Genomic DNA, 26,440 nt, shown 5'->3' on the forward strand with positions numbered 1-26,440 from the left:
GAGAATTCAGCCCCCCGCTCAAGCGTCAGCTTCACCAGTTTCACTCCGGCCGAGCTATTCCCGAAGGAACGGGGCGCCATGAAAGCCGTTGGATGCTTTTCAGCGAGAAGTCGCCATGCACCTCTTCCAAATCCTGCTTCCTCGCGCGGACAATGACGGCCGGCCATTTGAGCGGGAAGCTTTCGATCGGGTCAAGGAAGAGCTGGCTGCCCGGTTCGATGGCGTCACTGCCTACCTTCAGGCGCCAGCAGAGGGGTTGTGGCGAAAGGGTGCCGACTCCGCCATCGACGAAATTGTCATCTTCGAGGTCATGGCGGAAGAAGCCGACTTGTCCGATTGGTGCGCCCGCCGCTCCGAACTGGAGCGCCGTTTCCGGCAAGACAGGGTAATCATCCGTTACATGCCGATGGCATTGGTCTAGCGCGACACCGTCGTCGCATTCGCGATCCTCGCGTTCAGCGAGATATTTTGAACGATGAAGTGTGTCCGGGTGGGAAAGCGCCCCGCCGGTTGAAATGTTGGTGTTCAAGACCGGACCGGGAGTTTCAGTCTGCGCCGCTGTGGGATTGTGCGTGTGATCTCTTGGACCAATCTGAGGCGGTTCCGGTCCGGGGCGACAAAGGACGGATGGCGGGACCGTTGAGAACGGCTCCATCCGGCGCGAACTGGGAGCCATGGCAGGGGCAGTCCCAGCACTGCTCGGTCGAATTCCAATGGACGATGCAGCCGAGATGCGTGCAACTGGCGGAATGCATGTGCATTCCACCGTTTTGGTCACGGCACACGGCGAGTTTTCTCAAACCATCGCGGAGAATACCGCCCTGACCGGGTTCCAGATCGGCGGCTGATTTGATCTCGCCGGGCAACAGATACTCCGCGAAATTCTTCAACGCCGTCAGATTCTCGCTAACGTAGTTCACCAATGCCAAGGGAGGCTTGCGATCGGGGGCATAAACCTCCTCCCACACACTGGACCCACCGACGACAAGGTCCCGGATGAGCAGGCCAGCCAACGCTCCGTGGGTGATTCCTTGTCCTGAATCCCCGGTAGCGATAAAGACGTTCTTGCTGCCAGGATTGCGGCCGATGAATCCGCAATAATCGATCGTGTCGAGAACCTGGCCAGACCAACGCGCTGCTTCCTCGCCCAGTTCCGGGACAAGGGCGCGGATCCAAGCGTCCAATGCATCGAAACGCGCCGAGCCGTCATCGGCTTCGCCAGATTTATGATCACGACCGCCCGCAATTAGATAGTCGATGTCACCCTCCCCGGGTTGGAGACGAACGTAGTAGTAGGGATCGTCCATATCCCAATAGAGCGCGTCCGGAAGAGTTGCTTTGGGCAACTCGAATGCCATCGCATAGGTCCGATAGGGCGCCATCTTGCTGTGGATGGCCACCACCGTATTGACCGGCGAGTTTGTGGCAAACACGGCGTTATCGGCGGTGATGGTTGCGCCCCCTTCGACGCGAAGGCGGATCTGTTCACCCTCCTCGATCTCGGTGACGGCACTTTCGGCAAAAGCCTTGCCTCCGCGCTCCCGGAAATCGTCAAGCAGGGCACGAAGATATTTCAGTGGGTGAAACGTGGCCTGATCGGGATAGCGTAGCACCGGCGCCGCCTCATGGCCTTTCAACGGAACGCCGCGGCCGTGGTCTGCGATTGCACCAACCTTGCCAGCCGCTTCATACTCTTCATCACATTGCTTGGTGGCTTCATTTTCGTCCATCCAGGCTGCGGGAAAAAGAAATCCGTCGAGCCGACGAAAGTCGCAGTCTATTTCAAGATCGCTGACGTGTTCCTCGATCCGGTCGACAGCGGCTTGCTGGCTCTCTTGAAAACCTCGAGCGAGATCCTCGCCGCGGATTTTGACGAGTTCGCTTAGGCCGTCGTCGCAGATCGGGGCCAAGTGGGCGGTCGTGCGGCAAGTCATCCCACCGAGCAGCCGCCCCCTGTCAACCAGCACCACTGACTGTCCCGCCAGCGCAAGTTCGTAGGCAATAGAAACGCCGGCCATGCCCGCCCCCACCACCGCCACATCGCATCGCACATCCTGTTCCAGTTGCGGGGCCGAGGGCAACTCCGTGTCCTTCATCCAAAAAGATTTCGTGGCTTCGTCACTGACGTTCATCGCTGCCTCCAACCTGGCTGCGCGTCTAACGGTCGGAACTGCATTTTGATCCGAAATGTGCAAACGAATCCAAATTGTTTGCTCCCTTGCTCGGAAATGGGACTACCAACGGGGTAGACCGTCGCAGATCGTGATGGCCGACATCGGCTAGGACAAAGCGTCTCGTTGGCCGCGACAAGAGGTCGTTTAAGGAGCCTGACGATGTCGGGCGCTCGCTCCCAGGGGGTTCGTCGAGCCGATCATGGCTCAGGACAAAGCCACCGGGAAAGCCGCAGCCGCCGATCATCGAGATTCAGATTCAGCCCTGTGGCTCGCTGCGCGTGGACGGCTTCGACATGGCCCCAAATCTGCGAGGACAGAAGTCTGGTCATGTCTCGGGCAATCCGAGCGCCTTTCCCACATCGCGGATGGTACCCTTGGTACCCATTGCATGACGATCTCGCGCCGCTCGTTGCTCAACCTTCGAACAGGAGATTGCTGCGTTCGGGATCAATGGAGGTGATGCCGAGCACGTAACACACGGCGGAATTGGCGGCCGAGCCGCGGCCCTGGCATAGAATGTCCTGGCTGCGGGCGATACGAACGATCGAGTTCACGGTCAAAAATACGGCGCGTAGACTGGAAAAAGACGGCTGACCTGCTCGGCTTCGGGCCGGCGTTGCCTTTTCGGTTTTGCAGCAGCAAGACAGTCCATCACGCCCTACATCGTAGAAGATGCCGCAAGTCTTCCGAATGCGGGGAAAGGCGGTAGCGCTCTCCCGCTACCAATCCCCGATGGGCAAAGAGCCTTTCCCATTTGCACGCCGCAGCCGCCGACTACACCCCGAGCCGAACGCAGGCCCTTCACTGCGCCAAGAAAGTCCGCCTACGCATTAGGCATGGTACATTTCTGGTCTTGCAGAAAGGCGAAGCATTGAGGCGATATTCGCCCACGCTTCAACCAATCACCGTGCACCGGATTGAGCGAGCGCTCGATCGCGTGGCCGAGATAATCGTCGCGCGCGGCGACCAAGGCGAGATATGGCTCCCGCTGTACGACTATCTTGAACGCGCCCTGCAGGATCATCGAGCGAAGGAGGAACGCCTCGCCGCAGTGCGCCAGCGTGTCATACGATCCCAGGATCGAACGGCAACACGATCTTCATAAGTTCCTCTTGCCACATCTTCATGTCGCCGCCCTCGCCGTATTTCGGACGGTCGATCGTGTGGCCCATCAGCATGCGCCGGAGCTCCTCGTCCAGCCTACCGTTCTTCATGCGGTCTTCAAATGAATGGCGCAATGAATAGACAGTGTGATTGTCAGTCGGGAACAAATTGTAGCTCTTGAAGTGCTTGTTGAGCAGGGCTGATAGCGACGCCTCGCGATCCTTGTACCGTGGGAACCCGTTGAGATGCTTTTTGAACACCTCAAGCGCCACGCCGACCAGCGGTATCTTGCGCACCGACGAGGCGGTCTTGATCTCCCGTGGATCGTCGGGATCGTCACGCGGCTCGACTGAAATGTGCGGCACCTCGTGGTCAACATGGATGACACCGGTATGCAGGTTCGCGAGTTCGCTCGGCCGGGCTCCTGTCTCAGCGAAGGCAAGCACGATTCCCCGCGCCTCATCATTGAGTGTCGCAAGTGCGCCGGGCGCAAATATCTTGTCGCGAATCCAGTCGGTCGGGAAGGGCGGTCGACTGCGTTTCGACTTGTCGGCGAATGACAGATCGGCAAACGGATTCTTCTGTTCGGGGAAACCTAGATGGCGAAAGTAGTCGGCGTAGAGGGTCCGAAGATTGCCCATGTTTCGGTTGCCTGTCGACGCTGAACGGTCTGCTCTCCCTTTCTCAGGCGCAATTCGATCCAGCCAATATTTGTGTACCACTCGCGCGTCGTCGCGCGTTATCTCGCTCATTGGCTTGTCGCCGACCATGCCGATAAACACATCGACGCTCATTTCGCGCTTTGCTTTCCAGCGCTTCTTTTGGTCAGGGCTTTTTGTGCGGATTTCGTCGCGGGCAATCTCGTTGAAGTATAGCTTCAGCGCTTCCGATATCTTGTCGTCAGGGCGAGCGACCGCCCCGCCGACCGCATCGACAGATGGTGATTTGGCAGGCTCGCCTATCGTGCTCTCTACCCGCTGCAGGATCGTATCGAGGGGCTCGGCGACCAGGATCTCGGCGAGCGGTCGATAGACGAATCCCAAGGACTCGGCGCGCTTGATGGCTTGGTGATATCGGATACGCGCGCCCTGTGGATTTTCGCCCAGCATCAACGACGCCCACAAGGCATTGTCAGCAGCCTCGTGGAGATCTCTGGCGGTGCGCGCCTTTATACGGTCAGTGGTGTCGAGGGCGCGGCGAACGAACACGCCACGCTCGTCGAGATCCCTGACCTCTCTGGGCACCCTGCGGTAGTAGTGGAAATGATCCCCCTCAGTTGCAGGAAGCGGTCAGGATCATGCTCTTCGCGTCGTCTTCCCATGCTGCTGATACACCATTTGTATCACAATAAGTAACACAATAGGTAACACAAAATGCGAGACAGCCGCAAGACTGATCGTTTGCTGTCGAAAATTCTATAATAAATTCAATGCTTTATGGGGAAAGTCGATGGTACCGTTGGCTGGGATCGAACCAGCGACCTCCGGATCCACAATCCGGCGCTCTAACCATCTGAGCTACAACGGCACGTTGCCTGAGCGTATCGAAACAGAAACTCATCCGCCCGCTCTGTCGTTCGGCGATGCGTCCTTACGGGCTTATGGATTCTAATTCAAGGCTTTTGGAAAGCAAAGGTCACTTCCCCACATCGACGCGGCATTTGCCTGGCAAGAAGGACCAGGCAAGGACCGGGCGCTGGACAAAGAAAAAGGCCGGCGGGAGGAGGTGCCGGCCTTTTCCTGTTACGAGCCAGCGGGAGGAGGTGCTGGCTGGTCACCCCGCGGAGCAGAGGGAGGAGGTTCCACTCACCGGGTATTCCTTGATGGCTGCTATCATACACCTGATCGTTTTTAAGAAAATGCGACCTTTTGTTGCATCTTCAGATCATGCGCAAATGTTAGGCAACCTTGATTTCCTTCATCGCCTTCTCGAAGGCGGTCTTGATCGGCTTGGAGACGTCCTCGGCCGCCTTGGAGGCAACGGCCTGGAAGTCCTTGGCCTGCTCGACGGTCGATTCGACGCGCTTGCGCAGGAAGGCGGTCTGCAGCTCGACGACTTCCGACAGCGACTTGGCGCCGATTAGGGCTTCGAGGTGGGAAAAGCCGGCCTCGGCATTGGCACGCAAAGCGGAGATGGTCTTGAGCGACAGGTCGTTGGAAACGGTCTTGGCGGTCTCGTAGGTCGACTCCAGAGCCTTCTGGGTCTCCTCGGCGCCGGTCTTCAGCTTGGCATAGGCCTCTTTCGACTGCTCAACGCCCTTTTCGGCGAAGGCGCGCATCTGGTCGGTGGCCTTGGAAGCGTCGAAGCTCGGGAATTCAACGTTTTCGATCGTCTCGGCGGTCTTGGTCCTGGACATTTTCCATCCTTTTCAGCGGCAGCGGCTTTGACAGAAAGCCGTCTCGTTCCTGTATGATGGCAATATAAAGGCAAATTTTGTGCATTGCAATATCTTTGTTGCAGTGCACCATAAATTTCTTTTGCCGTTAACCAAGAGCCCAGATTCCAGCCTTTGCACGTTCTGGCTTGTGGACCTTCGCGCCTCCGGCTTTTATTAACAAAGCGTTAACTGCAAAATCGCCGCTCCGTGAGGTCCGCCAAGCGCATGCCGTCCGAATATTCCTTCCTCGATGTCGCCGTGCTCGACGCGGTCCGCCAGCGCTTTGCGGCAGGCGACGCGATCGCGATCCTGTCGGCGGATCTGGAGCAGGTGATCTGGGCCAACGGGCCAGGAGCCGCGATATTCGGTTATCCCGACATCGAGGCGATCATCGGCGCCTCGGCGCAGTTGCCCGTGATCGCCAGGCGCCAGATCATGGCGACCAGCGGATTTCCCGAGATTGGCAGTGACCGCGCCATCATGGTGCGGCTGGCGACCGGCATGACCAGCCGCGCCGTCGGCTTCCTGGCCAGTGCGGTGACCATGCCCGACGCCGAAAAGGCGATCATGCTGGCAGTGCCAGCGGCTCAGACCGGGTCACGCAGTGCTAGCGAAATCGCCGCGCGCGCCATTAGCGGCCTCACAGAGGATGGTCATTTCATCGCCTTTGTCGATGCCGGGGGCAACGTCGAGGCGGCCTCGGAAGGATTTTCGGCACTGGGCATCCTGCCGGAGACGCTGGCGGCACTGGTCGCCGACGTCGCAGCCGAGAGCGACCGCATCGTCAAGCGCCTTGTCCCCGGCGGCACGGCCTCCTACCCGGCAGGGCTGGCAAGATTGACCGAGGAGCGGCATCTGCTGGTGGTGATCGACGAGGACCAGCTCGACGACACAGCCCCTGCGGGCGAACATCCTACGCAAACCATTGCCGAGACGGCACCTGCTGGCGACGCGGCTTCCCAGCCGGAACAGGGTCGCGAGGCACCGACCGACGAACCGAGCGCCTCGCAGCCGGCCGGCGACATCGCCGCATCGCAGCATGAGATCGCCGATGCGATCGGGCAGGCGCCGACGGCGGCCAACAGCGATCAGCCGGCAGCAGAGCGCATGCCCGCGCAGCACGACCATTGGTACTTCAACGCCGGCGAGGACGGAGGGGAACAGGGGCCGCGACCTGCCGCGTCCGGACCTGAAGCGCCTCAAGAGCCGGCCGCCCTGGAAGTCCAGTCCACGGCCACGCCGACGACCGTCTCGGCGATAGACCGCGCCGCAGCGCCGGTGCGCTTCGTCTGGCGCACCGATGCCGAAGGCAAGTTCAGCGCGCTGTCGCCGGAATTCGCCGACATCGTTGGCAAGCCGGCGGCCGACGTGATCGGCCGCCGCTTCAGGGATGTCGCCGCTACATTCGGCCTCGACCCCTCCGGCGAGATATCAGGGCTCCTCGAACGGCGCGATACCTGGTCCGGGCGCTCCGTGCTGTGGCCGGTCGTCGGCACCGATCTGAAGATACCGGTCGACCTGGCGGCGCTGCCTGTCTATGGCCGCAGCCGCGCCTTCGAGGGTTTCCGCGGCTTCGGCGTCGCCCGCGCCAGCGACGCGGTCGTCGATCCGGAGGCCATCGGCATGGCGCTGGTGCCCAATAGCCAGGCGCCGGCAACGCCGGAACCGCAAGTCATCCAACCCGCGCCCGAACAGCCGAACGCCGAAGAGCCCAAGACCGAGGACACGCAGGCATCGGATCCGTTCAAGGGCGAGGTGCCGGCGCTGACCATCGTGCCGAAACAGGAGCGGCGCTTTGCCGATAAGGTGATCCGGCTCGCCGAACATCGCCAGCCTGCCAACGACAAGGGCCTGTCGACCCTGGAACGCAGCGCGTTCCGCGAAATCGGCGAGCGGCTGAAGAAGGATAGCGCTCCGGTCGGGCCGCCAGAGACCGAGACTGTGGAGGCATCGGCAGCGGAGACCGAGGCTCCGGTCAATGCGTCCGACGACCCGATGCGCACCGACGGCATCCCTGCGTCAGGGCCAGAGAACGAACCGGTCGAGGCATCCGATGTCGATGCCGAAGACGAGCGGGATCTGGCACGGCTTGACGGTCACGCGGACGAAGCCCCTCGTGACGCCCGCTCGGGGGTGAATGTGACGGGCTCGTTGCTCGACTATGCCGGCCAAGATGACGAACGTGGCCCCGTGGCGGCGGAACCAGAGAACACAGCTGCCGTTTCGCCCGGCGAAGAGCCTGAAGCCACTGACGCGACACATGATGGCCTCGATGACGACAGCATGACGTCGGCGGATTTTCGCGATGCCGAAGACAATGAGGATTGGGCGCAGCCCGACGAGGAAGCCGCGTCGCCCGACGAGCAGACGGTTGGCGAGGAAACCGCAGGCGACTCTGCGGAAATACCCCTCGAGCGCCCTCGCCTGCAGGTTCCGCCGCTCAAGGCCGAAGGGTTCGTGCCGTCGGCGTTTTCCGCCGGAGATGAACACAAGGCTCCGGACACGTCGCTGCTCGGCAAGCTGCCCGTGCCGCTGCTCATCCATTCCGGGGACCGGTTGCACTATGCGAATGAGGAATTCCTCAGCCTGACGGGTTACGAGGCGCTTGACGATCTGGCGGATGCCGGCGGCCTCGGCGCGTTGTTTGCCGACCCCTATGCCGACGACGGCGTTTCCGACGGCACCGATCGCGCGCTGCGGCTGAAAACGCGTGACGGACAGGAATTCCCGATCGAGGCCATTTTGCGCTCGGTCCCCTGGCGCGACGGCAAGGCGCTGATGCTGGTCGTGCGACGCTCCGGCGAGGATGATGCGCCGGCGAGCCTGCATGTGGTTGGCGACGAGCAGACGCAGCCGGATATTTCCGAACTCAAGGCGCGCATCGCCGAGATGCGCACCATTATCGACACCGCCACCGACGGCGTCGTGTTGATCGGCCGTGACGGCACCATCCGATCGATTAGCCGGCCTGCGGAAGCGCTGTTCGGCTTCGACAGCGACGATGTGACCGGCAAGCCGTTCGCCTCGCTGTTTGCGATCGAAAGCCAGCGCGCGGCGCGCGACTATCTCAACGGACTGTCCGAGCCCGGCGTGGCGAGTGTCATGAACGACGGCCGCGAGGTGATCGGGCGCGAGTCGCAAGGCCGCTTCATTCCGCTGTTCATGACCATCGGTCGGCTGCCCAACGACAGCGGCTTCTGCGCCGTCGTTCGCGACATCACGCAGTGGAAGCGGGCCGAAGAGGACTTGACGCAGGCACGTGCGGTGGCCGAGCGCGCGTCCTCGCAGAAGACCGATTTCCTGGCCCGCATCAGCCACGAGATCCGCACCCCGCTCAATGCCATCATCGGTTTTTCGGAATTGATGGTCGACGAGAAGTTCGGACCTGTCGCCAACGATCGCTACCGCGACTATCTGCGCGATATCAACCGCTCGGGCAATCATGTGCTCGATCTGGTCAACGACCTGCTCGACATCTCCAAGATCGAGGCCGGCCAGCAGGAGATGGCCTATGAAGCGGTGTCGCTCAACGACACGCTGGCCGAGACGGTGGCGATGATGCAGCCGCAGGCCAACCGCGAACGGGTCATCATCCGCTCCAGCTTCGCTTCGCGGCTGCCGGAAGTGGTGGCGGACCTGCGCAGCGTGCGCCAGATTGCGCTCAACATCCTGTCGAATGCCATCCGTTACACCCAGGCCGGCGGCCAGGTGATCGTCTCGACCGCCTATGAGACGTCGGGCGACGTCGTCATGCGGGTGCGCGACACCGGCATCGGCATGAGCCATGCCGAGATCGAGCAGGCGCTAAAGCCGTTCAAGCAGATCAACGCGCTGAAGCGCGGACGCGGTGACGGTACCGGGCTTGGACTGCCGTTGACCAAAGCGATGGTGGAAGCCAACCGTGCCCGGTTCACCATCAATTCGACACCGGGCGAAGGCACTCTGGTCGAGGTCGCTTTTCCGTCGACCCGTGTGCTCGCGGAATAGATCAGCCCTCTCCGCGGTTCGGTCTCGATAAAAAGAAAAGGCGCCCAAAGGGCGCCTTAAGAGATGGGATTGCTGTCACAACGGGGGCTTGAGCGAATTCGGATCCTCGGGGCTGAGGAACGGGATTTCTCCCTCAAGTTACCTGCGACTATCGACGCCGGACCTTAACAACTCCTTACCGGAGTGCCGGAAAATTTACGAATGTGTACCACTCATGAAATCTAGGTAAATTCTAGCGAGATATTTCGTTAACCATGCCGGAAAGGCCTTTTTCATGCATGTCGTTGTCTCAAAACCGGACCACTTTTGAGCGACATGCAGTAGCAGCTACTCGGCCAGCTGCGGCAGGTTCTTGAACAGGTCGAGCGCTTCCGGGTTGGCGAGCGCTTCCTTGTTCTTGATGGCGCGGCCGTGCACCACGTCGCGCACAGCAAGCTCGGTGATCTTGCCCGATTTGGTGCGCGGGATGTCGGTGACGGCGACGATCCTTGCCGGCACGTGACGCGGGCTCGCGCCGCTACGGATTTTTGCCCGTATGCGTTTTTCCAGATTTTCGTCGAGCTGCGCGCCGGCGGCCAGGCGCACGAACAGTACGACGCGCACGTCGTTGTCGAAGTCCTGGCCGATGCACAGCGCTTCCAGAATCTCCGGCATCTGTTCGACCTGGTTGTAGATCTCCGCCGTGCCGATGCGCACGCCGCCCGGGTTGAGCGTGGCGTCGGAGCGGCCATGGATGATCAGGCCGCCATGCGCGGTCCATTCGGCGAAATCGCCGTGACACCAGACATTGTCGAAGCGCTCGAAATAGGCCGCCCGGTACTTCTTGCCCTCGGGGTCGTTCCAGAAGCCGATCGGCATCGCCGGAAAAGCCTTGGTGCAGACCAACTCGCCCTTCTCCTGCCGGACCGGCCTGCCGTCATCGTCCCAGACATCGACCGCAAGGCCAAGGCCGGGTCCCTGGATCTCGCCGGTCCAGACAGGCTGCGTCGGCACGCCGAGCACGAAGCAGGAGACGATGTCGGTGCCGCCGGAGACCGAAGCCAGATGCACGTCCTTCTTGATGCCGTCATAAACGAAGCGGAAATCTTCCGGCGACAGCGGCGAGCCGGTGGAGGAGATTGCCCGCACAGTGGCCAGATCATGCGTGCGGACCGGCTTGAGGCCGGCCTTGCGCACCGAATCGATGAACTTGGCCGAGGTGCCGAAGAAAGTCATCTTCTCGGCATCGGCGAAGTCGAACAGCACATTGCCGTCGGGGTAGAAGGGCGAACCGTCATAGAGCAGCAGCGTCGCACCCGAAGCGAGCCCCGACACCAGCCAGTTCCACATCATCCAGCCGCAGGTGGTGAAGTAGAAAAAGCGGTCGCCATCGGTAAGACCGGCATGCAGCCGGTGTTCCTTGACATGCTGGATCAGCGTGCCGCCGGCCGAATGGACGATGCATTTGGGAATGCCGGTCGTTCCCGACGAGAACAGGATGTAGAGCGGATGCGAAAACGGCAGCGGCTCGAAGGCAACGGGCTTGCCGGCGAAGGGCGACAGCGCCTCTTCCAGCGCTACCGCCTTGTCGATGGTCCCGGCGATATCGCTCGATGTGCCGAGATAGTCGACGACCAGGATCCTGCGGACAGTGCCGAGCTTGGCCGCGACCGCGGCGATCTTGTCGGCGACCTCGATCGCCTTGCCATTGTACCAATAGCCATCCGGCGCGATGAAGACGACGGGCTCGATCTGGCCGAACCTGTCGAGCACGCCCTGCTCGCCGAAGTCGGGAGAGCAGGACGACCAGACGGCACCGATCGAGGCCGCGGCCAGCATGGCGGCGACGGTCTCCGGCATGTTGGGCATCATGGCGGCAATGCGGTCGCCCTTCTTCACCTTGAGCGACAGGAAAAGCTGCTGCAGCCGCGAGGTCAGCGCATGCAACGCGTTCCAGGACAGCCGGCGCTCGACCTTGTCTTCGCCGCGAAACACGATTGCGTCGCCTGAGCCGGTCTTCTTCAGCAGATTCTCAGCGAAATTCAGTGTCGCATCGGGAAAGAAAGAAGCGCCGGGCATCTTGTCGCCGTCGACGAGCAGGTTATCGCCCTTGTCGCCGACGATGCCGCAGAAATCCCAGACCAGGCTCCAGAACCCCTCACGATCCGCGACCGACCAGGCATGAAGCTGCGAATACGAGGAAAACGCACCGCCGGCTTTCACTCCGGCGGCCTTGGTGAAGGCGGTTAAGGGTGCTGCGTCAATCTGGTCTTGCGTCGGGGTCCAGAGCGGTTGTTCGGCAGCCATGATCGTTCCTCCACGGTCGCCATCGCTTATGCATATCGCAGCGCAGCAGAGCAAGATTTTGTTCGGCTGATGCGACCAGATGTGCGCAAATGCCATCGCCGGGCCATAAAGACTTGAAATGCCTCAGCCCTAAGTCGTAGTGACAACTTGAAGTCGTGGTGGCGGCCGGAAGTGTGGTCACGACTGCAGTCGTGGTGACGACCGGGGTCGTGGTGACGACCGGGGTTACACCCGTCGGGCGATTTGTCGGAATGGAAGCATACGGGGCCATATGCCATCATCTATGATCCGGCGCGGAATATGGGCGATCGGCGCTGCCGTGATCGTCGTCGCGCTGGTCGTTGCCGCCCTGCCGCTGATTGCCTCCACCCGTATCGTGCGCGACCGCATCGCCTGGGAAATGAGCGCGTGGAGCGGCTTCCGGGTCGCCATCGACGGTTCGCCGCGCATCGAGGTCTGGCCGACATTCCGGGCAATCCTGACCGATGTGACGCTTTCACAATGGACCGACACCGAGGCGCCGCCGGTGGTCGAGGCAGAACGGGTCGAGGTCGACCTTTCCGCCATGGCGGCGCTGCGCGGCGACGTGGTGTTTTCGACGGCGCGGCTGGTGCGGCCGACGATCCGGGTCCAGCGCACGCCTGCCGGCCTTTTCCTGCCCGCTGTCCCCACCGGCGGGCGCATCACGCGTTCCATCGACACGGCGCGCGGCGTGGTCAATGCCGACCCCGCCAAGCCGGACCTCGACAAGCTGCCTACCGACACCTTCGGCACGGTCGAGTTTCGCGACGGCCGAATGGTAGCCTCCATCGGCGGCAAGGACGTCGAGATCCTCAGCAGTTTAAACGGTCAGGCGAATTGGGCCGCGATGAACAGCAATGCGACGCTGTCGGCAACAGGGATCTGGCGGGGCGAAAGCGTCGCGCTGGACGTCGCCTCGGCCAGACCACTTGTGCTGTTTGCCGGCGGCACGGCGCCGCTGACGCTGTCCTTCAAGGCGGCACCCGCCACCTTCTCGTTCGACGGCACGGCCAGCATGTCTGAAAATACCTATTTCGACGGTCAGGCGAAGTTCTCGGCACCCTCGCTGCGGCGTGTCCTGGAATGGTCGCAGGCCGGCATCGCTCCAGGTGCGGCGATCGGCTCGGTCAGCATTTCGAGCAAGATCACCGCGACCGGCGGGCGCGTCAAGTTCGACAACACGGCGATTGCGCTCGACAACAATCCGGGGATGGGTGCGCTGGACCTCTCGCTTGGCGCACAACCTGTGATCTCCGGTACGCTCGCCTTCGACACGCTCGACCTCAGATCGTTTCTTTCGGCCTTCACCCCGCTGGTGCCGACCGGAGGGGCGGGACCCGGCGAAATCGACACAAGTTTCGCCGACAAGATCAATCTCGATCTGAGGCTGTCGGCAGCCCACGCCACGGCGGGACCTATCCAGCTCGCCGATGTCGCCGCCACCGCCCAGGTCAAGGATGGTCTGTCGGTATTCGACATCTCCGATGCCTCGGCCTTCGGCGGCAACATCCAGACCAGCCTTCGCTTCGATCGCAAGCCGGAGGGCTCGCAGGTCGAAATCCGCCTTCTGGCGTCCGACATCGACGGCGGTGCGTTCGGCACGGCGGCAGGGATGACGCGGCTGGTGCCGGTCGGCACGGGCACCGTCTCGGTGATCCTCAAGGGGCCGGGCAGAACCTGGGATTCCATCTTCGACAATGCCGACGGCTCGGTCTCGGCGACCTTCGGGCCGGGTGCGTTGAGCAAGCTCAACCTGCCGGCCTTCCTCAAACATACCGAACAGGGCGGCTTCTTCGCGCTCGACGACGTCTCCGACGGAACATTGCCGATCGACGGAGCCGAGATCAAGGCCACCATTTCGAAGGGCGTGGCGCGGATCGACAAGGCCGAGGCCAATTCAGCGAAGTACAAGATCTGGCTGTCCGGCATCGCGTCCTACGCCGGGCGCGGACTGGCCTTGTCCGGCGGCGTCATTCAGCCTGACCAGGCGGCAACGCAGGCCAACGGCCAGCAAGGTCCCAACCAGTCATCGTTCTTCGTCGGCGGAACCTGGAGCACGCCGTTCATTTCCCCGATCAGCCGCGGCGTTTCGGGGGAATAGGCCGCCACTGCGCCTCCTGTCTTTCACCCGCGCTGCGCCGCCTGCTCGTCGAGCTGGCGCTGCACCTCACGCCGCTTGTTGGCAAGCGAGGCGATGATGACGCCAATCGCCACGACGGCGATCAGGATGGTGCAGGCAGCGTTGATTTCCGGCGTCACGCCGAGGCGAACCTGGCTGTAGATCTTCATCGGCAGCGTCGTCGCGCCCGGCCCGGAGGTGAAGCTTGCGATGACCAGATCGTCGAGCGAAAGCGTGAAAGCCAGCATCCAGCCGGAGACGATCGCCGGCATGATGACCGGCAATGTGATCTGGAAGAAGGTCTTCACCGGCGTTGCGCCAAGATCCATCGCGGCTTCTTCCAGCGAGCGGTCGAAGGTCATGAGGCGCGACTGCACGACCACGGCGACGAAGCACATGGTCAGCGTGATATGGGCGAGCGTCACGGTAAGAAAGCCACGGTCGAGCCCGACCGCGACGAAGAGCAGCAGCAGCGACAGGCCGGTGATCACTTCCGGCATGACCAGCGGCGCAAAGACCATGCCGGAGAACAGCACCCTGCCCTTGAAGCGCGTGTAGCGGGTCAAGGTGAGTGCCGCCAGCGTGCCGAGAACGGTCGCTACCGTGGCCGAGATCAGGCCAACGCGCGCCGTCACCCAGGTCGCGTCCATGAGGCCCTGATTGTGAAACAGCGAGACGTACCATTTGGTCGAGAAACCGCCCCAGACCGTAACCAGTTTCGACTCGTTGAACGAGAAGACGATGAGCAGCACGATCGGCAGATAGAGAAAGGCAAAGCCAAGCACGATCGAAGTGATGTTGAAGCGGCTCCAGGTGGCGTTCATGAGGTCACCTGTCCATTTCCTGAGCGCGCGCCTGGGCCCGCTGGAAGAGCATGATCGGCACGATCAGCAGCAACAGCAGGATGACGGCAACGGCCGACGATACCGGCCAGTCGCGATTGGCGAAGAACTCGTTCCACAACGTCTTGCCGATCATCAGCGTCTGCGAGCCGCCGAGCAGATCGGGAATGACGAACTCGCCGACGGCCGGAATGAACACCAGCAGACAGCCGGCGATGACGCCGGGCAGCGACAGCGGGAAGGTGATCTTCCAGAACGCACTTGTCGGCGGACAGCCGAGATCCTTGGCTGCCTCGATCAGCGAATAGTCCATCTTCTCAAGCGCGGAATAGAGCGGCAACACCATGAACGGCAGGTAGGAATAGACGATGCCGATGAAGATCGCCGTATAGGTGTTGAGGATGATCAGCGGCTGGTGGATGACGCCGGTGGCGAGCAGCAGCTGATTGAGCAGCCCTTCGGGCTTGAGAATGCCGATCCAGGCGTAGACCCGGATCAGGAACGAGGTCCAGAACGGCAGGATCACCAGCATCAGCAAGGTCGGGCGGATCGTCGCCGGCGCGCGCGCCATGCCATAGGCGATGGGGTAGCCGACGAGCAATGTCAGGACCGTCGAGATCGCGGCGATGATGACGCTGGTCACATAGGCGTTGAAGTAGAGCGCGTCCTGCGTCAGCCAAGTGTAATTGTCGAGGCTGAGTTGCTTTAACTGAGCCAGGAACCCAGAAATGCCGCCGCTGAAATCGAGCGCCGGCGTATAGGGCGGAATGGCGATCGCCGTCTGCGACAGCGAGATCTTGAAGACGATGACGAACGGAATGAGGAAGAAGAACAGCAGCCAGACATAGGGGATGATGATGACCAGTCGGCCAACGAAGGCAGCACCCAGCCTGGCAAGGAGGGATTTGCCGGCATTGGATGCCGGAGAGGCTGATGAGGTGGTGACGGCGGCGCTCGACATGGTCGCCCCTACCGCGTCAGCACGACGCCGGCATCGGGCCGGAAGGAAACCCAGGCGCGGTCGTTCCAGCTCAGCGGATCCTCGGTGATGCGGGCCGCGTTCATGGTGCTCGCGCGCACCACCTGGCCGTCGTCCAGCCTGACATGATAGACGGTCATGTCGCCGAGATAAGCGATGTCGTAGACCTCGCCCTCGATGGCGTTGACCGCCTCGGCCGGCTTCTTCGACGACACCTTGATCTTTTCGGGCCTGATGGCGAAGGTGACGGCCGTCCCGGCGCCGGCGGTGCCGGCATTGTCGGTGCGGATGGTGAGTCCGTTGCCGGCATCGATGCTGGCGCTGCCGGCCTCGCCACGCGCGATCTTGCCCTCGAACATGTTCACATTGCCGACGAAGCCGGCGACGAAGCGCGATCCCGGCGCCTCGTAGACTTCGGCCGGCGTTGCCACCTGCATCACCTCGCCCTTGTCGATGATGGCGATGCGATCGGCCATGGTCATCGCCTCTTCCTGGTCGTGGGTGACCACGACGAAGGTCAGGCCGAGGTTCTGCTGCAAATCCATCAGTTCGAACTGCGTCTCTTCGCGCAGCTTCTTGTCCAACGCGCCGAGCGGCTCGTCGAGCAGCAGCACCTTCGGCCGCTTGGCGACCGAGCGGGCGAGCGCGACGCGCTGGCGCTGGCCGCCGGACAGTTGGTGCGGCTTGCGCTTGGCGAACTGCTCGAGTTTGACCAGCTTCAGCATCTCGGCAACGCGCGATGCGATTTCGGGCTTCGGCATGCCGTCCTGCTTAAGGCCGAAGGCGATGTTGTTCTCGACCGTCATATGCGGGAACAGCGCATAGGACTGGAACATCATGTTGACAGGCCGCCGGTAGGGCGGGATGCCGCGCAGATCCTGGCCGTCAAGCAGAATGCGGCCGGCTGTCGGCTCCTCGAAGCCGGCGAGCATCCTGAGCAGCGTCGACTTTCCGCAACCGGAGGCGCCGAGCAGCGCGAAGAACTCGCGCTCGAAGATGGTCAGAGACAGATTGTTGACGGCGGTGAAGTCACCGAACTTCTTGGTGACGTTGTCGAACTGGATGTACGGCTTGGCATTCGGGTCGTTCCACGGTGCAAAATCCCTGCGGATGCTGCCAAGCGATTTCATGTCCCACTCCGTCCTGATTTTCTTGCTTCTTGCCCCAGGTAGAAACGGTCCCGGCAGGTGGCTGCCGGGACCGTGTCGGATTGCTTACTGGCCAGTGACGATCTTGGTCCAGGTGCGCGTGATGACGCGCTGGGTCTTGGGATCGTATGGCGAGACGGTGTAGAGCTTCTTTATGGTCTCGGCATCGGGATAAACCGAAGGATCCTCCAACAATGCCTTGTCGACGAATTGCTGCGAAGCCTTGTTGCCGTTTGCGTAGAGCACGTAGTTCGACGACTTGGCGATAACTTCCGGCTTCATCATGTAATTGATGAACTCGAGCGCCTCCGCCACATGCGGCGCGTCGGCAGGGATTGCCATCTGGTCGAACCACATCTGCGCGCCCTCCTTCGGCACGGAATAGCCGATTTCGACGCCCTGCTTGGCCTCGACCGCGCGGTTGCGGGCCTGGAACACGTCACCCGACCAGCCGACCGCCAGGCAGATATCACCGTTGGCGAGCGCGTTGATGTATTCGGAGGAATGGAACTTCCTGATGTAAGGCCGGACCTTGAGCAAGGTCTCCTCGGCCTTGGCGATATCATCGGGTGACGTGCTGTTCGGGTCGAGGTTGAGATATTTCAACGCCGCCGGGATGATATCTGCCGGCGAGTCCAGCACGTAGACGCCGCAGTCCTTCAATTTGGCCAGGCTATCGGGATTGAAGAAGACGTCCCAGCTGTCGATCTTGTCAGTGCCAAGCGCCGCCTGCACCTTCTTGATGTTGTAGCCGATGCCAACCGTGCCCCACATGTAGTTGACCGAGTATTCGTTGCCGGGGTCATATTTGGCGGTTCGCTCGGTAACCGTGTCCCACATGTTGGAAATGTTGGGCAGTTTCGACTTGTCGAGCTTCTGGAACACGCCGGCCTGGATCTGGCGCGCAAGGAAATTGCCGCTGGGCACGACGACGTCATAGCCGCTGCCGCCGGCAAGCAGCTTGGTCTCAAGGATTTCGTTGGAATCGAAGGTGTCATAGACGACCTTGATGCCGGTTTCTTTGGTGAAATCGTCGATGATCGAACTGTCGATGTAGTCCGACCAGTTGAAGACGTTGACGACACGATCCGCGGCGTGACCGCCGACGGTGAACAATGTCAGGAATGCCGAAGTTGCCGAAAGCCAGAGCGCTTTGCGGATCATGCTATTCTCCTTTGATGAGTGTTCCTTCACCGGCTCGTCGCGATATCAGCGCGACCGGCATTTTCTTCAGACTATTGAGCTTTCCAAGGGGCGACAAGCGCGAACTGCCGAGACCATGCAGGCGGTTCGATGAGATGGCTGGATGCCCCTGAGGCGGCTTGGGAGGCGTGCCAATACCGTCATAGGCTTTCGCCGTGGCGCGGGCAGAGATACGACGATATGGTCCGGTCCCGATCGGACCGGCTGGGAGACTTGGCAAGATACGCCTGTCTTGTTGTTGCCGTATTCCCAGCCTGCCCGTGCTGCAGCGACGTTGTCAATGGCAAAGCTGCAGGCCGCCTCAATTAGGCGAAGGCACCCCGGTGACCCCTGCGCGTTCGGGCCGTGCCTGCCGCTTGAATTCGAGCCCGATATGGACGAGCAGCGCCGTGACCACCACCGCGCCACCGATGATGGTGCGCCCCGACGGCACCTCGGAATGGATGAGCCAGACCCATATCGGGCCGAGGATCGGCTCGAACGTGCCGAGCAGAGCCGCGATGGCCGCCGGGATCAACCGTGCGCCGGTGGCGAAGAAGGCGAGACCGAGGCCGAGATTGACCACGCCGAAGGCAAACAGAAAGCCCATGTCGCTGACTGACACGGTGAAGGTCGATGCCTGCGAGACGGCAAAGCCGGCCGCGAGCATGGTGCCGAGGCACGTCGCCGGCGTCATGCGCACGCCGGAAAACCGCCGGGTGATGACGGTGGCGACCGAGAACATGACCGCGATCAACAGCGCCAGCCCATCGCCTATGGGCGAGACGGCGCCATCCAGCGATTCCGACACCATGATGGCGACGCCGGTGATGACGGCGGCGATTGCCACCCAGGTGGCGACACCGACCCTTTCGCGAAACAACGCCCAGGCAAACAGCGCCGCCAGCAACGGCACGCCTGCCTGCATCAAAAGGATGTTGGCGACGGTGGTGTAGGCCAGCGCCACGACGAAGGCGGTCGATGCGGTGGCAAAGCAGATCCCGACGGCAAGGCCGGGCAGACCCATGTCGTGGAACAGCTTCAACGTGCCACGCCAGCCGTCACGCCAGACCATGAAGCAGACCAGGAAGGCGGCTGCCCAGACGGATCGCCAGAAAATGACCGTCCAGCTGTCACCGACAGTGATGAAGCGGGCGATGGTGCCGCCGAAACTCCACATCAGCGCCGACAGGAAGACCAAAAGCATGCCGACGCGCTCCTCGCGCGGCGAGACGGCTGGCGATGCGACGATCGGCGATGCGGTATCGATCATGAGCGCGACTGTCGGGCTTTTGTGGACGGGACGATGCGCAAGGGACGACAAAAAGATGCTCTGTTCGCGTAACGCAAAGGCGCAGGCCGGAACTGAGCCAGCGGCCGGCGACAATTGTGGCACCTTGCTCCTATTTCAGAGGAACACGGCGTTACTGGAAATCAAAGGCACTCAGGCCCGTCACCATCTCGTCGAGGCCGAGCGGGCGCGTCACCGGCGGCTCGGCGCGCGCCAGGCAGCCGACGCGTTCGCAAAGCCGGCAGGCAGGGCCGACCGGCGTCGCCGCGATGCCGCCGGCCTTTGCGGTGATTGCCGCACCGGGTAATGCCGCGCCATAGACGATTTCGTCCCGAAAGCCGATGTCGCAGCCGAGCAGCAGCGCGGTGCGGCGCGGGCGTTCCGAGAATGCGCCTTGCGGCCCTTCCAGCGTGCGGGCGATGCACAGGAACTCGGCGCCGTCGGGCATTTCCACTGCCTCGACGAAGACCTGGCCGGGTTGGGTGAAGGCAACATGCACGGGCAGCTTGGGACAGCCGCCGCCAAAGCGGCTTTGTGGAAAGCCCTGGCTGCCGGCCTTGCGGAAGCGGTTGCCTGCATTGTCGACCTCCAGCATGAAGAACGGCACCCCCGAGGCACCCTGCCGCTGCAGCATGGTCAGCCGGTTGGCTGCCTGTTCGAAGGAGACGCCGAAGCGCGAACGCAGGACATCGATGTCATAGCGGGCGCGCACGGCAGCCGCGTGAAAGGCCTGATAGGGCATCATCAGCGCATGCGCCGCATAACGGCCAAGTTCGAAGCGGGCCAGGCGGCGCGCCTCGTCGGTGCTCAGCTTGAGCGCCTGGATCTCGCTGGCGACCGCGACCGTCATGCGGATCAGGCAGGCCTCCATCGCGACTTCGCGCAACTGGTCGAACGGCGACAGGCGTTCGGACAGGAACAGGCGCTGCGAATGACGATCATAACGGCGGCGCCAGTTCGGCATGGTGGCGACCGGCAGCACCTTGACCACGATGCCGTATTCGCGCTTCAGCCAGGCCTTCAGCGCGCCGAACAGATCGTCGCCGGGATCGAGCACCGAGGTGAACGCTGCTGCCTCCCCCTCGAGGGCAGCGAAATGGTTCGGCCGGCGCTCGAAAGTCTCGTGCACCTCGTCGATCGGCAGGCGGGCGCCGGAAAGCGCCGTCGCCCGACCTTCGCGCGCCAAAAGCTCGTTGAGGTCGGACAGGCGCTCGGCCTGCTCGCGATAGGCGCGGAACAGTTTTATCACCGCCGCGGACGCGTTGGGCGCGGCCTCGGCAAGCTCGATCAGTTCCTGATCACCCGGCAACTCGCCGACCAGCAGGGGATCGGTGAACACTTCCTTCAAGGCAGCGACCGACCCCCTCGCCTCGCCCTGCAGCTCGTGCGGATCGACCTTGTAGACGGAGGCCAGCCTGAGGATCAGCTGCACCGTCAGCGGCCGCTGGTTGCGCTCGATCAGATTGAGATAGGACGGTGAAATGCCGAGGCCCTCGGCCATCGCCGTCTGGGTCAGGCCCTTGGCATTGCGGATGCGGCGGATGCGCGGCCCGGCGAAGATCTTCTGGTCAGCCACGGACTGTCCTTTACAGCAATTTACACGAACTTTCTGGGTCTGGCCTTTACAATAATGACAAATTTACAACGCACCTCTGTCAAACGCAACACAGGTTTTCTCTTATATTCCGTCGGCTCCCCGGATTTTTGTGGCTGATTTCGCGCAGAAATGTAAATCCAGTCATACCCAACGACCCAAATTCTCGACGCCTTGAGACAGTTCAGCAATTCCTCGGAGTGACCAATGACTGATTTTTACAACCTCGTCCCATCGGCCCCGGAAGGTCGTTTCGACGGTATCGAACGGCCCTACTCCGCGGCGGATGTGAAGCGTCTGCGCGGTTCGGTGCAGATCCGTCAGAGCCTCGCCGAAATGGGTGCCAACCGGCTGTGGAAGCTCATCCATGAGGAGGACTTCGTCAACGCGCTCGGTGCCATGTCCGGCAATCAGGCGATGCAGCAGGTGCGCGCCGGACTGAAAGCGATCTACCTGTCGGGCTGGCAGGTTGCCGCCGACGCCAACACGGCTGGCGCGATGTATCCGGACCAGTCGCTCTATCCGGCCAATGCAGCGCCCGAACTGGTCAAGCGCATCAACCGGACGCTGCAGCGCGCCGACCAGATCGAAACGTCCGAAGGCAATGGGCTTTCGGTCGAAACCTGGTTCGCGCCTATCGTCGCCGACGCGGAAGCCGGCTTCGGCGGACCGCTCAACGCCTTCGAAATCATGAAGGCCTTCATCGAGGCGGGCGCTGCCGGCGTCCATTATGAGGACCAGTTGGCGTCGGAAAAGAAATGCGGCCATCTCGGCGGCAAGGTGCTGATCCCGACCGCGGCGCACATCCGCAACCTCAACGCCGCGCGCCTGGCGGCGGACGTGATGGGCACGCCGACCCTGGTCGTCGCGCGCACCGATGCGGAAGCCGCCAAGCTGCTCACCTCCGACATCGACGAGCGCGACCAGCCTTTCGTCGACTACGACGCCGGGCGCACGGTTGAAGGTTTCTATCATGTCAGGAACGGCATTGAGCCCTGCATTGCCCGCGCCATCGCCTATGCGCCTCACGCCGATCTGATCTGGTGCGAGACCTCGAAGCCGGACCTGGCACAGGCCAGGAAATTCGCCGAGGGCGTGCGCAAGCATCATCCCGACAAGCTGCTGGCCTACAATTGCTCGCCGTCGTTCAACTGGAAGAAGAACCTCGACGACGCGACGATCGCCAGGTTCCAGAAGGAGCTCGGCGCGATGGGCTACAAGTTCCAGTTCATCACGCTCGCCGGCTTCCACCAGCTCAACTACGGCATGTTCGAACTGGCGCGCGGCTACAAGGCGCGGCAGATGGCGGCCTATTCCGAGTTGCAGGAAGCGGAGTTCGCGGCCGAGGCCGATGGCTACACCGCGACCAAACATCAGCGCGAAGTCGGCACCGGCTATTTCGACGCCGTGTCGATGGCGATCACCGGCGGCCAGTCATCGACCACCGCCATGCATGAATCGACCGAGCACGCGCAGTTCAAACCGGCCGCGGAATAGCGAGCAGCAAAGTACAGAGGAAACGCCCAACAGGGCTGGGAACACAGGAGAAGACCATGGCATCGATAAGCCGCGTCAAGGAACGCGCCGAGGAACAGTCGACGACGATGAGCGTCGACCAGCAGGCGACGATCCGCATGCTGGCCAACGACCTGCACCGCCTCAACCAGTCGGTGATGAAGGCGGTCGAGGCGGGCGTCTCGGTGGAGCTCGTGCGCTCGGCACGACATCATGGCGGCGACGGCAACTGGGGCGATCTGCTGATCCCGGTGATCGTCACGCAGCAGCGCCACGGCTGACCGGAATCCATGCAACCGGCCCTTCACCTGCGCAGCCCCTGCGCAGGTGAATTTTCTTTTTATGAAACGCACGTGTGGACAGTTGAGTACAGTAGAGTTGCTTGAAATTCACTGCTCCGGCGATGATTTCGGGCACTTTTATTTCAACTTGACACAGGCTACGATCTCACGCCAATTGCGCTCCGGATTCAACTCTGCATTGAAATAGGGGCGAGCTTCTTGGCCGACTTGTGTGCCCGGTGAATCGCGAAGGCGAGACTCCAAGACATCCGAATCCGGTGACCCGCGACTCAACCACCGAGGCGATCCGCGATCCGTCGCAGGTGCTTGTCGTCGGGAAATCGCCAATCAATCGCGTGGTGATTTCAAAGATCGTCGAGCGATCCGGGCTCAAGCCGATTTCGGAATCTCCCGACACGGCGGCAAGGATCTTGCGGTCGCTCATTCCCGGTGTGGTTGTCCTTGACGGCGGCGCCGACAACAAGGACTGCGACAATCTGATGTCCAGCATCGACGCGTTGCGCCGCGCCTCGGGCAAATCGCTGCCACCGGTAATCCTGCTGTCAACCAAGAACGGCACGACGGAAAGTCTGGGCCTGTCTGGTATCATCGACGTGGTGGTCGCCAAGCCGATCACGCCCGAACGGTTGCAACCGGTGATCGATCGCCTGATCGGCCGCTAAGGCAATTGCGGGAAAAGTACGCAGGCGGTTTTCCGTCCGGAATTGAGCAAACAGGTAAGGCCCGGCGATCACGGATCGATGATGCTTTCGATCAGTCCGGGCAGTTGTCCGAGATCGGATATCTGGCGGAACCTCGATTCGGTTACCGGCGCCTCGACATGCTCCAGCACCCATGTCAGTTCATGCGGCACATGGACACCCCAGCCGCCGGCCTCTATGGCCGGCACCACATCCGACTTCAGCGAGTTGCCGACCATCATGCTTTTCGCCGGACCATCACCGTGGCGGTTGAAGAGCCTGCTATAGGTGGCTGCATTCTTGTCACTGACGATCTCGACCGCGTCGAACAGATCGCCAAGGCCTGAGCCAGCCAGCTTGCGCTCCTGATCGAAGAGGTCGCCCTTGGTGATCAGCACGAGGCGGAATGCACCGGCAAGCTTTTCGACCGTCTCGCGGGCGTGCGGCAAGGCCTCGATCGGATGGCTCAGCATCTCGCGGCCGGCATCGAGAATCTCCGCTATGACCGAAGCCGGCACGCGGCCTTGCGTGACCTCGATCGCCGTCTCGATCATCGACAGGGTAAATCCCTTGATGCCGAAGCCATAGACGGCGAGGTTGCGCCTTTCGGCCTCCAGCAATCGTGCCGAGATATGCTCGGCTTCGCCATGGTCGACGAGCATGGCGGCAAAGCGCTTTTCCGTCAGCCGGAAGAACTGCTCGTTCTGCCACAGCGTGTCGTCGGCATCGAATCCGATCGTTGTCAGTCTGCCGTTGGGCCGCATTCAATTTCTCGATTAAGATTTGGGCCTCGATTGGAATTGCGACGGCCGAAACTAGGCCGATTGGCGTGATTTTCAACCGCGCCGGCCAATGCCCGACGCGGCTCCCCTTCCCTTCCATAGGAGGGCACGGCTATACTCCACAATCCGCAACCCAATCTGGTGAATGATGCCGCCTGCAAAAAAGGAAGTCCGTCCGTCGAGCCGCGGAGGACGCGCCCGCACGCCTGCCTTCGTGAAAAACCAACGGGGCGTCAAGAACTGGAAGGAAGTCAGCGCCTGGCTGGAGTGGCGCGGCATCGAGGATATCGAGTGCATCACGCCCGATCAGGCAGGCGTTGCGCGTGGCAAAATGATGCCATCGAAGAAATTCACCTCCAACACCTCGCTGGCGCTGCCGTCGGCAGTCTTCATGACGACGATTTCCGGCGGCTACCCCGAGGATGGCAACGGCTTCCATTACCCGGAAGACGACGGCGACCTCAAACTCATGCCCGACCTGTCGACGCTGACGGTGGTGCCCTGGGAAGAAGACCCGACGGCCGCGGTCATCTGCGACCTCGTCCACCAGGACGGACGCTCGGTCGAGTTCACGCCGCGCAATGTGTTGAAACGTGTGGTGGCCGCCTATGACAAGCTCGGCCTGAAGCCAGTGGTGGCGCCCGAGATCGAGTTCTACCTGGTGCGCAAGAATCCCGATCCGGACTATCCGCTGACCCCGCCGGTCGGCCGGTCGGGACGCGCGATCGGTGGCGGCGCCGGCTATTCGATCGCCGGCGTCAACGAATTCGACGAACTGATCGACGACATCTACCATTTCTCTGAAAGCCAGGGCCTGGAGATCGACACGCTGATCCACGAGGAAGGCGCCGGCCAGTTGGAGATCAACCTGCGCCACGGCGACCCGATCGAACTGGCCGACCAGGTGTTCATGTTCAAGCGCACCATTCGCGAGGCGGCGCTGAAGCACGAGATCTACGCCACCTTCATGGCCAAGCCGATCCAGGGGCAACCCGGCTCCGCCATGCACATCCACCAGTCGATCATCGACAAGAAGACCGGACAGAACATCTTTTCGGCCGCTGACGGCTCGGAAACCGACGATTTTTTCCACTTCATCGGCGGCATGCAGAAGCATGTGCCGAACGCGCTGGTGATGTTCGCGCCCTACGTCAATTCCTACCGCCGGCTGACACAGGCGGCGTCGGCGCCGGTCAACAACAAATGGGGCTATGACAACCGCACCACGGCGTTTCGCGTGCCACGCTCGGATCCGGCGGCACGGCGCGTCGAAAACCGCATCCCGTCCTCCGATGCCAACCCCTATCTGGCGCTGGCGGCATCGCTTGCCTGCGGGCTGATCGGCATCACCAACAAGATCAAGGCCGAGCCTCCCGTGCTGACCACAGCCAATGCCGACGAAATCGACCTGCCGCGTGGCCTGCTCGAAGCCGTCGACCTTTTCGAAGGCGACGAGGAACTCTGCGCGCATCTGGGCAAGTCCTTCGCCGCCACCTATGCGGCGATCAAGCGGGCGGAGTTCGAGACCTTCATGGAAGTGATCAGCCCGTGGGAGCGGGAGTATTTGTTGCTGAATGTGTAGGGAATAGGGCAGTAGGGCAGTAGGGCAGTAGGGCAGTAGGGCAAGGATGGCGGCCAAGATTGAATCGTACAGGGATTTAATTGTCTGGCAGCAAGCTATGGATCTGGCGGTATCGATCTACGAAACAACCAGAGCTTGGCCAAGGGATGAACTCTACGGACTGACGACTCAGGTACGCCGTGCAGCCACCTCCGTTCCCGCCAACATTGCCGACGGTTACGGGCGAGAAAGCCGAGCTTCCTATCAGCAATTTCTCAGGATTGCCCAGGGATCCCTCAAGGAACTGGAGACCCATCTGCTGATCGCGCAACGCGTCGGAATCGCCTCGCACGAGACGGTCGAACCCTTGATGACCCGCAGTGAGAGTGTAGGAACGCTCTTGCGGCTTCTGATCCGAAAACTGTCACCGGAATAGCCCCACCTACTGCCCTACTGCCCTACTGCCCTACTGCCCTACTCCCCTACTCCCCTACTC

19 protein-coding genes, 1 tRNA gene and 1 pseudogene are annotated in these 26,440 nt (G+C 61.8%); 7 read left to right on the forward strand and 14 right to left on the reverse strand.

Annotated features, from left to right (window positions below):
• Nucleotides 1-40: 40 nt before the first annotated feature.
• The 6 genes and pseudogenes from EOB80_RS34770 to EOB80_RS13010 all read right to left on the reverse strand — a co-directional run bounded on the left by EOB80_RS34770 (nucleotide 41) and on the right by EOB80_RS13010 (nucleotide 5,634).
• Nucleotides 41-529, reverse strand: coding sequence for a hypothetical protein (locus EOB80_RS34770; RefSeq protein WP_206516807.1), 489 nt, complete (start codon nucleotides 527-529; stop codon nucleotides 41-43).
• Nucleotides 530-545: 16 nt separating this feature from the next.
• The gene (locus EOB80_RS12990) at nucleotides 546-2,132 is read right to left on the reverse strand and encodes an FAD-dependent oxidoreductase (protein ID WP_127327945.1); all 1,587 of its coding nucleotides are present in this window, start codon (nucleotides 2,130-2,132) and stop codon (nucleotides 546-548) included.
• Nucleotides 2,133-2,398: 266 nt separating this feature from the next.
• Nucleotides 2,399-2,737 (reverse strand): annotated as a pseudogene (gene dnaE2 / locus EOB80_RS12995) (error-prone DNA polymerase); the annotation flags it as partial.
• Between the two features lie 501 nt (nucleotides 2,738-3,238).
• Nucleotides 3,239-4,486: an integrase gene (locus EOB80_RS13000; RefSeq protein WP_245466351.1), complete on the reverse strand. Its 1,248-nt coding sequence runs from the start codon at nucleotides 4,484-4,486 to the stop codon at nucleotides 3,239-3,241.
• A gap of 242 nt (nucleotides 4,487-4,728) precedes the next feature.
• Nucleotides 4,729-4,805: transfer RNA gene (locus tag EOB80_RS13005), tRNA-His, on the reverse strand.
• Nucleotides 4,806-5,175: 370 nt separating this feature from the next.
• On the reverse strand, nucleotides 5,176-5,634 hold the full coding sequence (locus tag EOB80_RS13010) for a phasin (protein ID WP_127327947.1): 459 nt from the start codon (nucleotides 5,632-5,634) through the stop codon (nucleotides 5,176-5,178).
• A 246-nt stretch (nucleotides 5,635-5,880) separates the two neighbouring features.
• Here EOB80_RS13010 and EOB80_RS13015 point away from each other — a divergent pair, with 246 nt between their 5' ends.
• A complete protein-coding gene (locus EOB80_RS13015; protein ID WP_127327948.1) occupies nucleotides 5,881-9,642 on the forward strand; it encodes a PAS domain S-box protein in 3,762 nt (1,253 codons plus the stop codon).
• 327 nt (nucleotides 9,643-9,969) lie between these two features.
• Here the strand turns inward: EOB80_RS13015 and EOB80_RS13020 are convergent, their stop codons facing one another.
• Entirely contained in the window at nucleotides 9,970-11,928 is a 1,959-nt protein-coding gene (locus EOB80_RS13020) for an acetoacetate--CoA ligase (RefSeq protein WP_127327950.1), read from the reverse strand.
• 271 nt (nucleotides 11,929-12,199) lie between these two features.
• Between EOB80_RS13020 and EOB80_RS13025 the strand changes: the two genes are divergently transcribed.
• On the forward strand, nucleotides 12,200-14,050 hold the full coding sequence (locus EOB80_RS13025; RefSeq protein WP_127327951.1) for an AsmA family protein: 1,851 nt from the start codon (nucleotides 12,200-12,202) through the stop codon (nucleotides 14,048-14,050).
• Between the two features lie 23 nt (nucleotides 14,051-14,073).
• On the opposite strand, the gene EOB80_RS13030 is transcribed toward EOB80_RS13025, so the two are convergent.
• From EOB80_RS13030 to EOB80_RS13055, 6 genes are all read right to left on the reverse strand, one after another.
• Nucleotides 14,074-14,892 (reverse strand): ABC transporter permease subunit, encoded by an 819-nt coding sequence (locus EOB80_RS13030; protein WP_013530251.1) that lies wholly within the window; start codon nucleotides 14,890-14,892, stop codon nucleotides 14,074-14,076.
• Between the two features lie 4 nt (nucleotides 14,893-14,896).
• Nucleotides 14,897-15,871, reverse strand: a complete 975-nt coding sequence (locus EOB80_RS13035; RefSeq protein WP_127327953.1) for an ABC transporter permease subunit — start codon at nucleotides 15,869-15,871, stop codon at nucleotides 14,897-14,899.
• 8 nt (nucleotides 15,872-15,879) lie between these two features.
• On the reverse strand, nucleotides 15,880-17,019 hold the full coding sequence (locus EOB80_RS13040) for an ABC transporter ATP-binding protein (RefSeq protein WP_127272201.1): 1,140 nt from the start codon (nucleotides 17,017-17,019) through the stop codon (nucleotides 15,880-15,882).
• 84 nt (nucleotides 17,020-17,103) lie between these two features.
• The gene (locus tag EOB80_RS13045; protein WP_127268369.1) at nucleotides 17,104-18,201 is read right to left on the reverse strand and encodes a polyamine ABC transporter substrate-binding protein; all 1,098 of its coding nucleotides are present in this window, start codon (nucleotides 18,199-18,201) and stop codon (nucleotides 17,104-17,106) included.
• A 340-nt stretch (nucleotides 18,202-18,541) separates the two neighbouring features.
• Complete coding sequence (locus EOB80_RS13050) at nucleotides 18,542-19,492, reverse strand: DMT family transporter (protein WP_127268368.1); 951 nt, start codon at nucleotides 19,490-19,492, stop codon at nucleotides 18,542-18,544.
• A gap of 151 nt (nucleotides 19,493-19,643) precedes the next feature.
• Nucleotides 19,644-21,086: an XRE family transcriptional regulator gene (locus EOB80_RS13055; RefSeq protein WP_127327954.1), complete on the reverse strand. Its 1,443-nt coding sequence runs from the start codon at nucleotides 21,084-21,086 to the stop codon at nucleotides 19,644-19,646.
• A 225-nt stretch (nucleotides 21,087-21,311) separates the two neighbouring features.
• Here EOB80_RS13055 and aceA point away from each other — a divergent pair, with 225 nt between their 5' ends.
• The 3 genes from aceA (at nucleotide 21,312) to EOB80_RS13070 (ending at nucleotide 23,583) form a co-directional block, all read left to right on the forward strand.
• The gene (aceA, locus tag EOB80_RS13060) at nucleotides 21,312-22,601 is read left to right on the forward strand and encodes an isocitrate lyase (protein ID WP_127327956.1); all 1,290 of its coding nucleotides are present in this window, start codon (nucleotides 21,312-21,314) and stop codon (nucleotides 22,599-22,601) included.
• A gap of 56 nt (nucleotides 22,602-22,657) precedes the next feature.
• A complete protein-coding gene (locus tag EOB80_RS13065; protein ID WP_112625246.1) occupies nucleotides 22,658-22,900 on the forward strand; it encodes a hypothetical protein in 243 nt (80 codons plus the stop codon).
• Nucleotides 22,901-23,178: 278 nt separating this feature from the next.
• The gene (locus tag EOB80_RS13070; protein WP_245463682.1) at nucleotides 23,179-23,583 is read left to right on the forward strand and encodes a response regulator; all 405 of its coding nucleotides are present in this window, start codon (nucleotides 23,179-23,181) and stop codon (nucleotides 23,581-23,583) included.
• Between the two features lie 68 nt (nucleotides 23,584-23,651).
• Here EOB80_RS13070 and EOB80_RS13075 read toward each other — a convergent pair whose 3' ends face one another.
• Entirely contained in the window at nucleotides 23,652-24,365 is a 714-nt protein-coding gene (locus tag EOB80_RS13075; RefSeq protein ID WP_127321902.1) for an HAD family hydrolase, read from the reverse strand.
• A gap of 163 nt (nucleotides 24,366-24,528) precedes the next feature.
• Between EOB80_RS13075 and EOB80_RS13080 the strand changes: the two genes are divergently transcribed.
• Both EOB80_RS13080 and EOB80_RS13085 read left to right on the forward strand, forming a co-directional pair.
• Nucleotides 24,529-25,965 carry a glutamine synthetase family protein gene (locus EOB80_RS13080; protein WP_027035719.1) on the forward strand — a complete coding sequence of 479 codons (1,437 nt, stop codon included), beginning with the start codon at nucleotides 24,529-24,531 and terminating at the stop codon, nucleotides 25,963-25,965.
• Between the two features lie 46 nt (nucleotides 25,966-26,011).
• A complete protein-coding gene (locus EOB80_RS13085; RefSeq protein ID WP_127327958.1) occupies nucleotides 26,012-26,380 on the forward strand; it encodes a four helix bundle protein in 369 nt (122 codons plus the stop codon).
• The last annotated feature ends 60 nt before the right edge of the window (nucleotides 26,381-26,440 follow it).

The organism is Mesorhizobium sp. M7A.F.Ca.MR.245.00.0.0 (genome assembly GCF_003997415.1).
Lineage (GTDB): Bacteria > Pseudomonadota > Alphaproteobacteria > Rhizobiales > Rhizobiaceae > Mesorhizobium.

What these genes read in the sequence shown, in the direction of transcription:
- EOB80_RS12990 (WP_127327945.1), bottom strand. Translation starts at nt 2,132, where the DNA reads ATGAACGTCAGTGACGAAGCCACGAAATCTTTTTGGATGAAGGACACG.
- EOB80_RS13010 (WP_127327947.1), bottom strand. Translation starts at nt 5,634, where the DNA reads ATGTCCAGGACCAAGACCGCCGAGACGATCGAAAACGTTGAATTCCCG.
- EOB80_RS13015 (WP_127327948.1), top strand. Translation starts at nt 5,881, where the DNA reads ATGCCGTCCGAATATTCCTTCCTCGATGTCGCCGTGCTCGACGCGGTC.
- EOB80_RS13020 (WP_127327950.1), bottom strand. Translation starts at nt 11,928, where the DNA reads ATGGCTGCCGAACAACCGCTCTGGACCCCGACGCAAGACCAGATTGAC.
- EOB80_RS13025 (WP_127327951.1), top strand. Translation starts at nt 12,200, where the DNA reads ATGCCATCATCTATGATCCGGCGCGGAATATGGGCGATCGGCGCTGCC.
- EOB80_RS13030 (WP_013530251.1), bottom strand. Translation starts at nt 14,892, where the DNA reads ATGAACGCCACCTGGAGCCGCTTCAACATCACTTCGATCGTGCTTGGC.
- EOB80_RS13035 (WP_127327953.1), bottom strand. Translation starts at nt 15,871, where the DNA reads ATGTCGAGCGCCGCCGTCACCACCTCATCAGCCTCTCCGGCATCCAAT.
- EOB80_RS13040 (WP_127272201.1), bottom strand. Translation starts at nt 17,019, where the DNA reads ATGAAATCGCTTGGCAGCATCCGCAGGGATTTTGCACCGTGGAACGAC.
- EOB80_RS13045 (WP_127268369.1), bottom strand. Translation starts at nt 18,201, where the DNA reads ATGATCCGCAAAGCGCTCTGGCTTTCGGCAACTTCGGCATTCCTGACA.
- EOB80_RS13050 (WP_127268368.1), bottom strand. Translation starts at nt 19,492, where the DNA reads ATGATCGATACCGCATCGCCGATCGTCGCATCGCCAGCCGTCTCGCCG.
- aceA (WP_127327956.1), top strand. Translation starts at nt 21,312, where the DNA reads ATGACTGATTTTTACAACCTCGTCCCATCGGCCCCGGAAGGTCGTTTC.
- EOB80_RS13065 (WP_112625246.1), top strand. Translation starts at nt 22,658, where the DNA reads ATGGCATCGATAAGCCGCGTCAAGGAACGCGCCGAGGAACAGTCGACG.
- EOB80_RS13075 (WP_127321902.1), bottom strand. Translation starts at nt 24,365, where the DNA reads ATGCGGCCCAACGGCAGACTGACAACGATCGGATTCGATGCCGACGAC.
- EOB80_RS13080 (WP_027035719.1), top strand. Translation starts at nt 24,529, where the DNA reads ATGATGCCGCCTGCAAAAAAGGAAGTCCGTCCGTCGAGCCGCGGAGGA.
- EOB80_RS13085 (WP_127327958.1), top strand. Translation starts at nt 26,012, where the DNA reads ATGGCGGCCAAGATTGAATCGTACAGGGATTTAATTGTCTGGCAGCAA.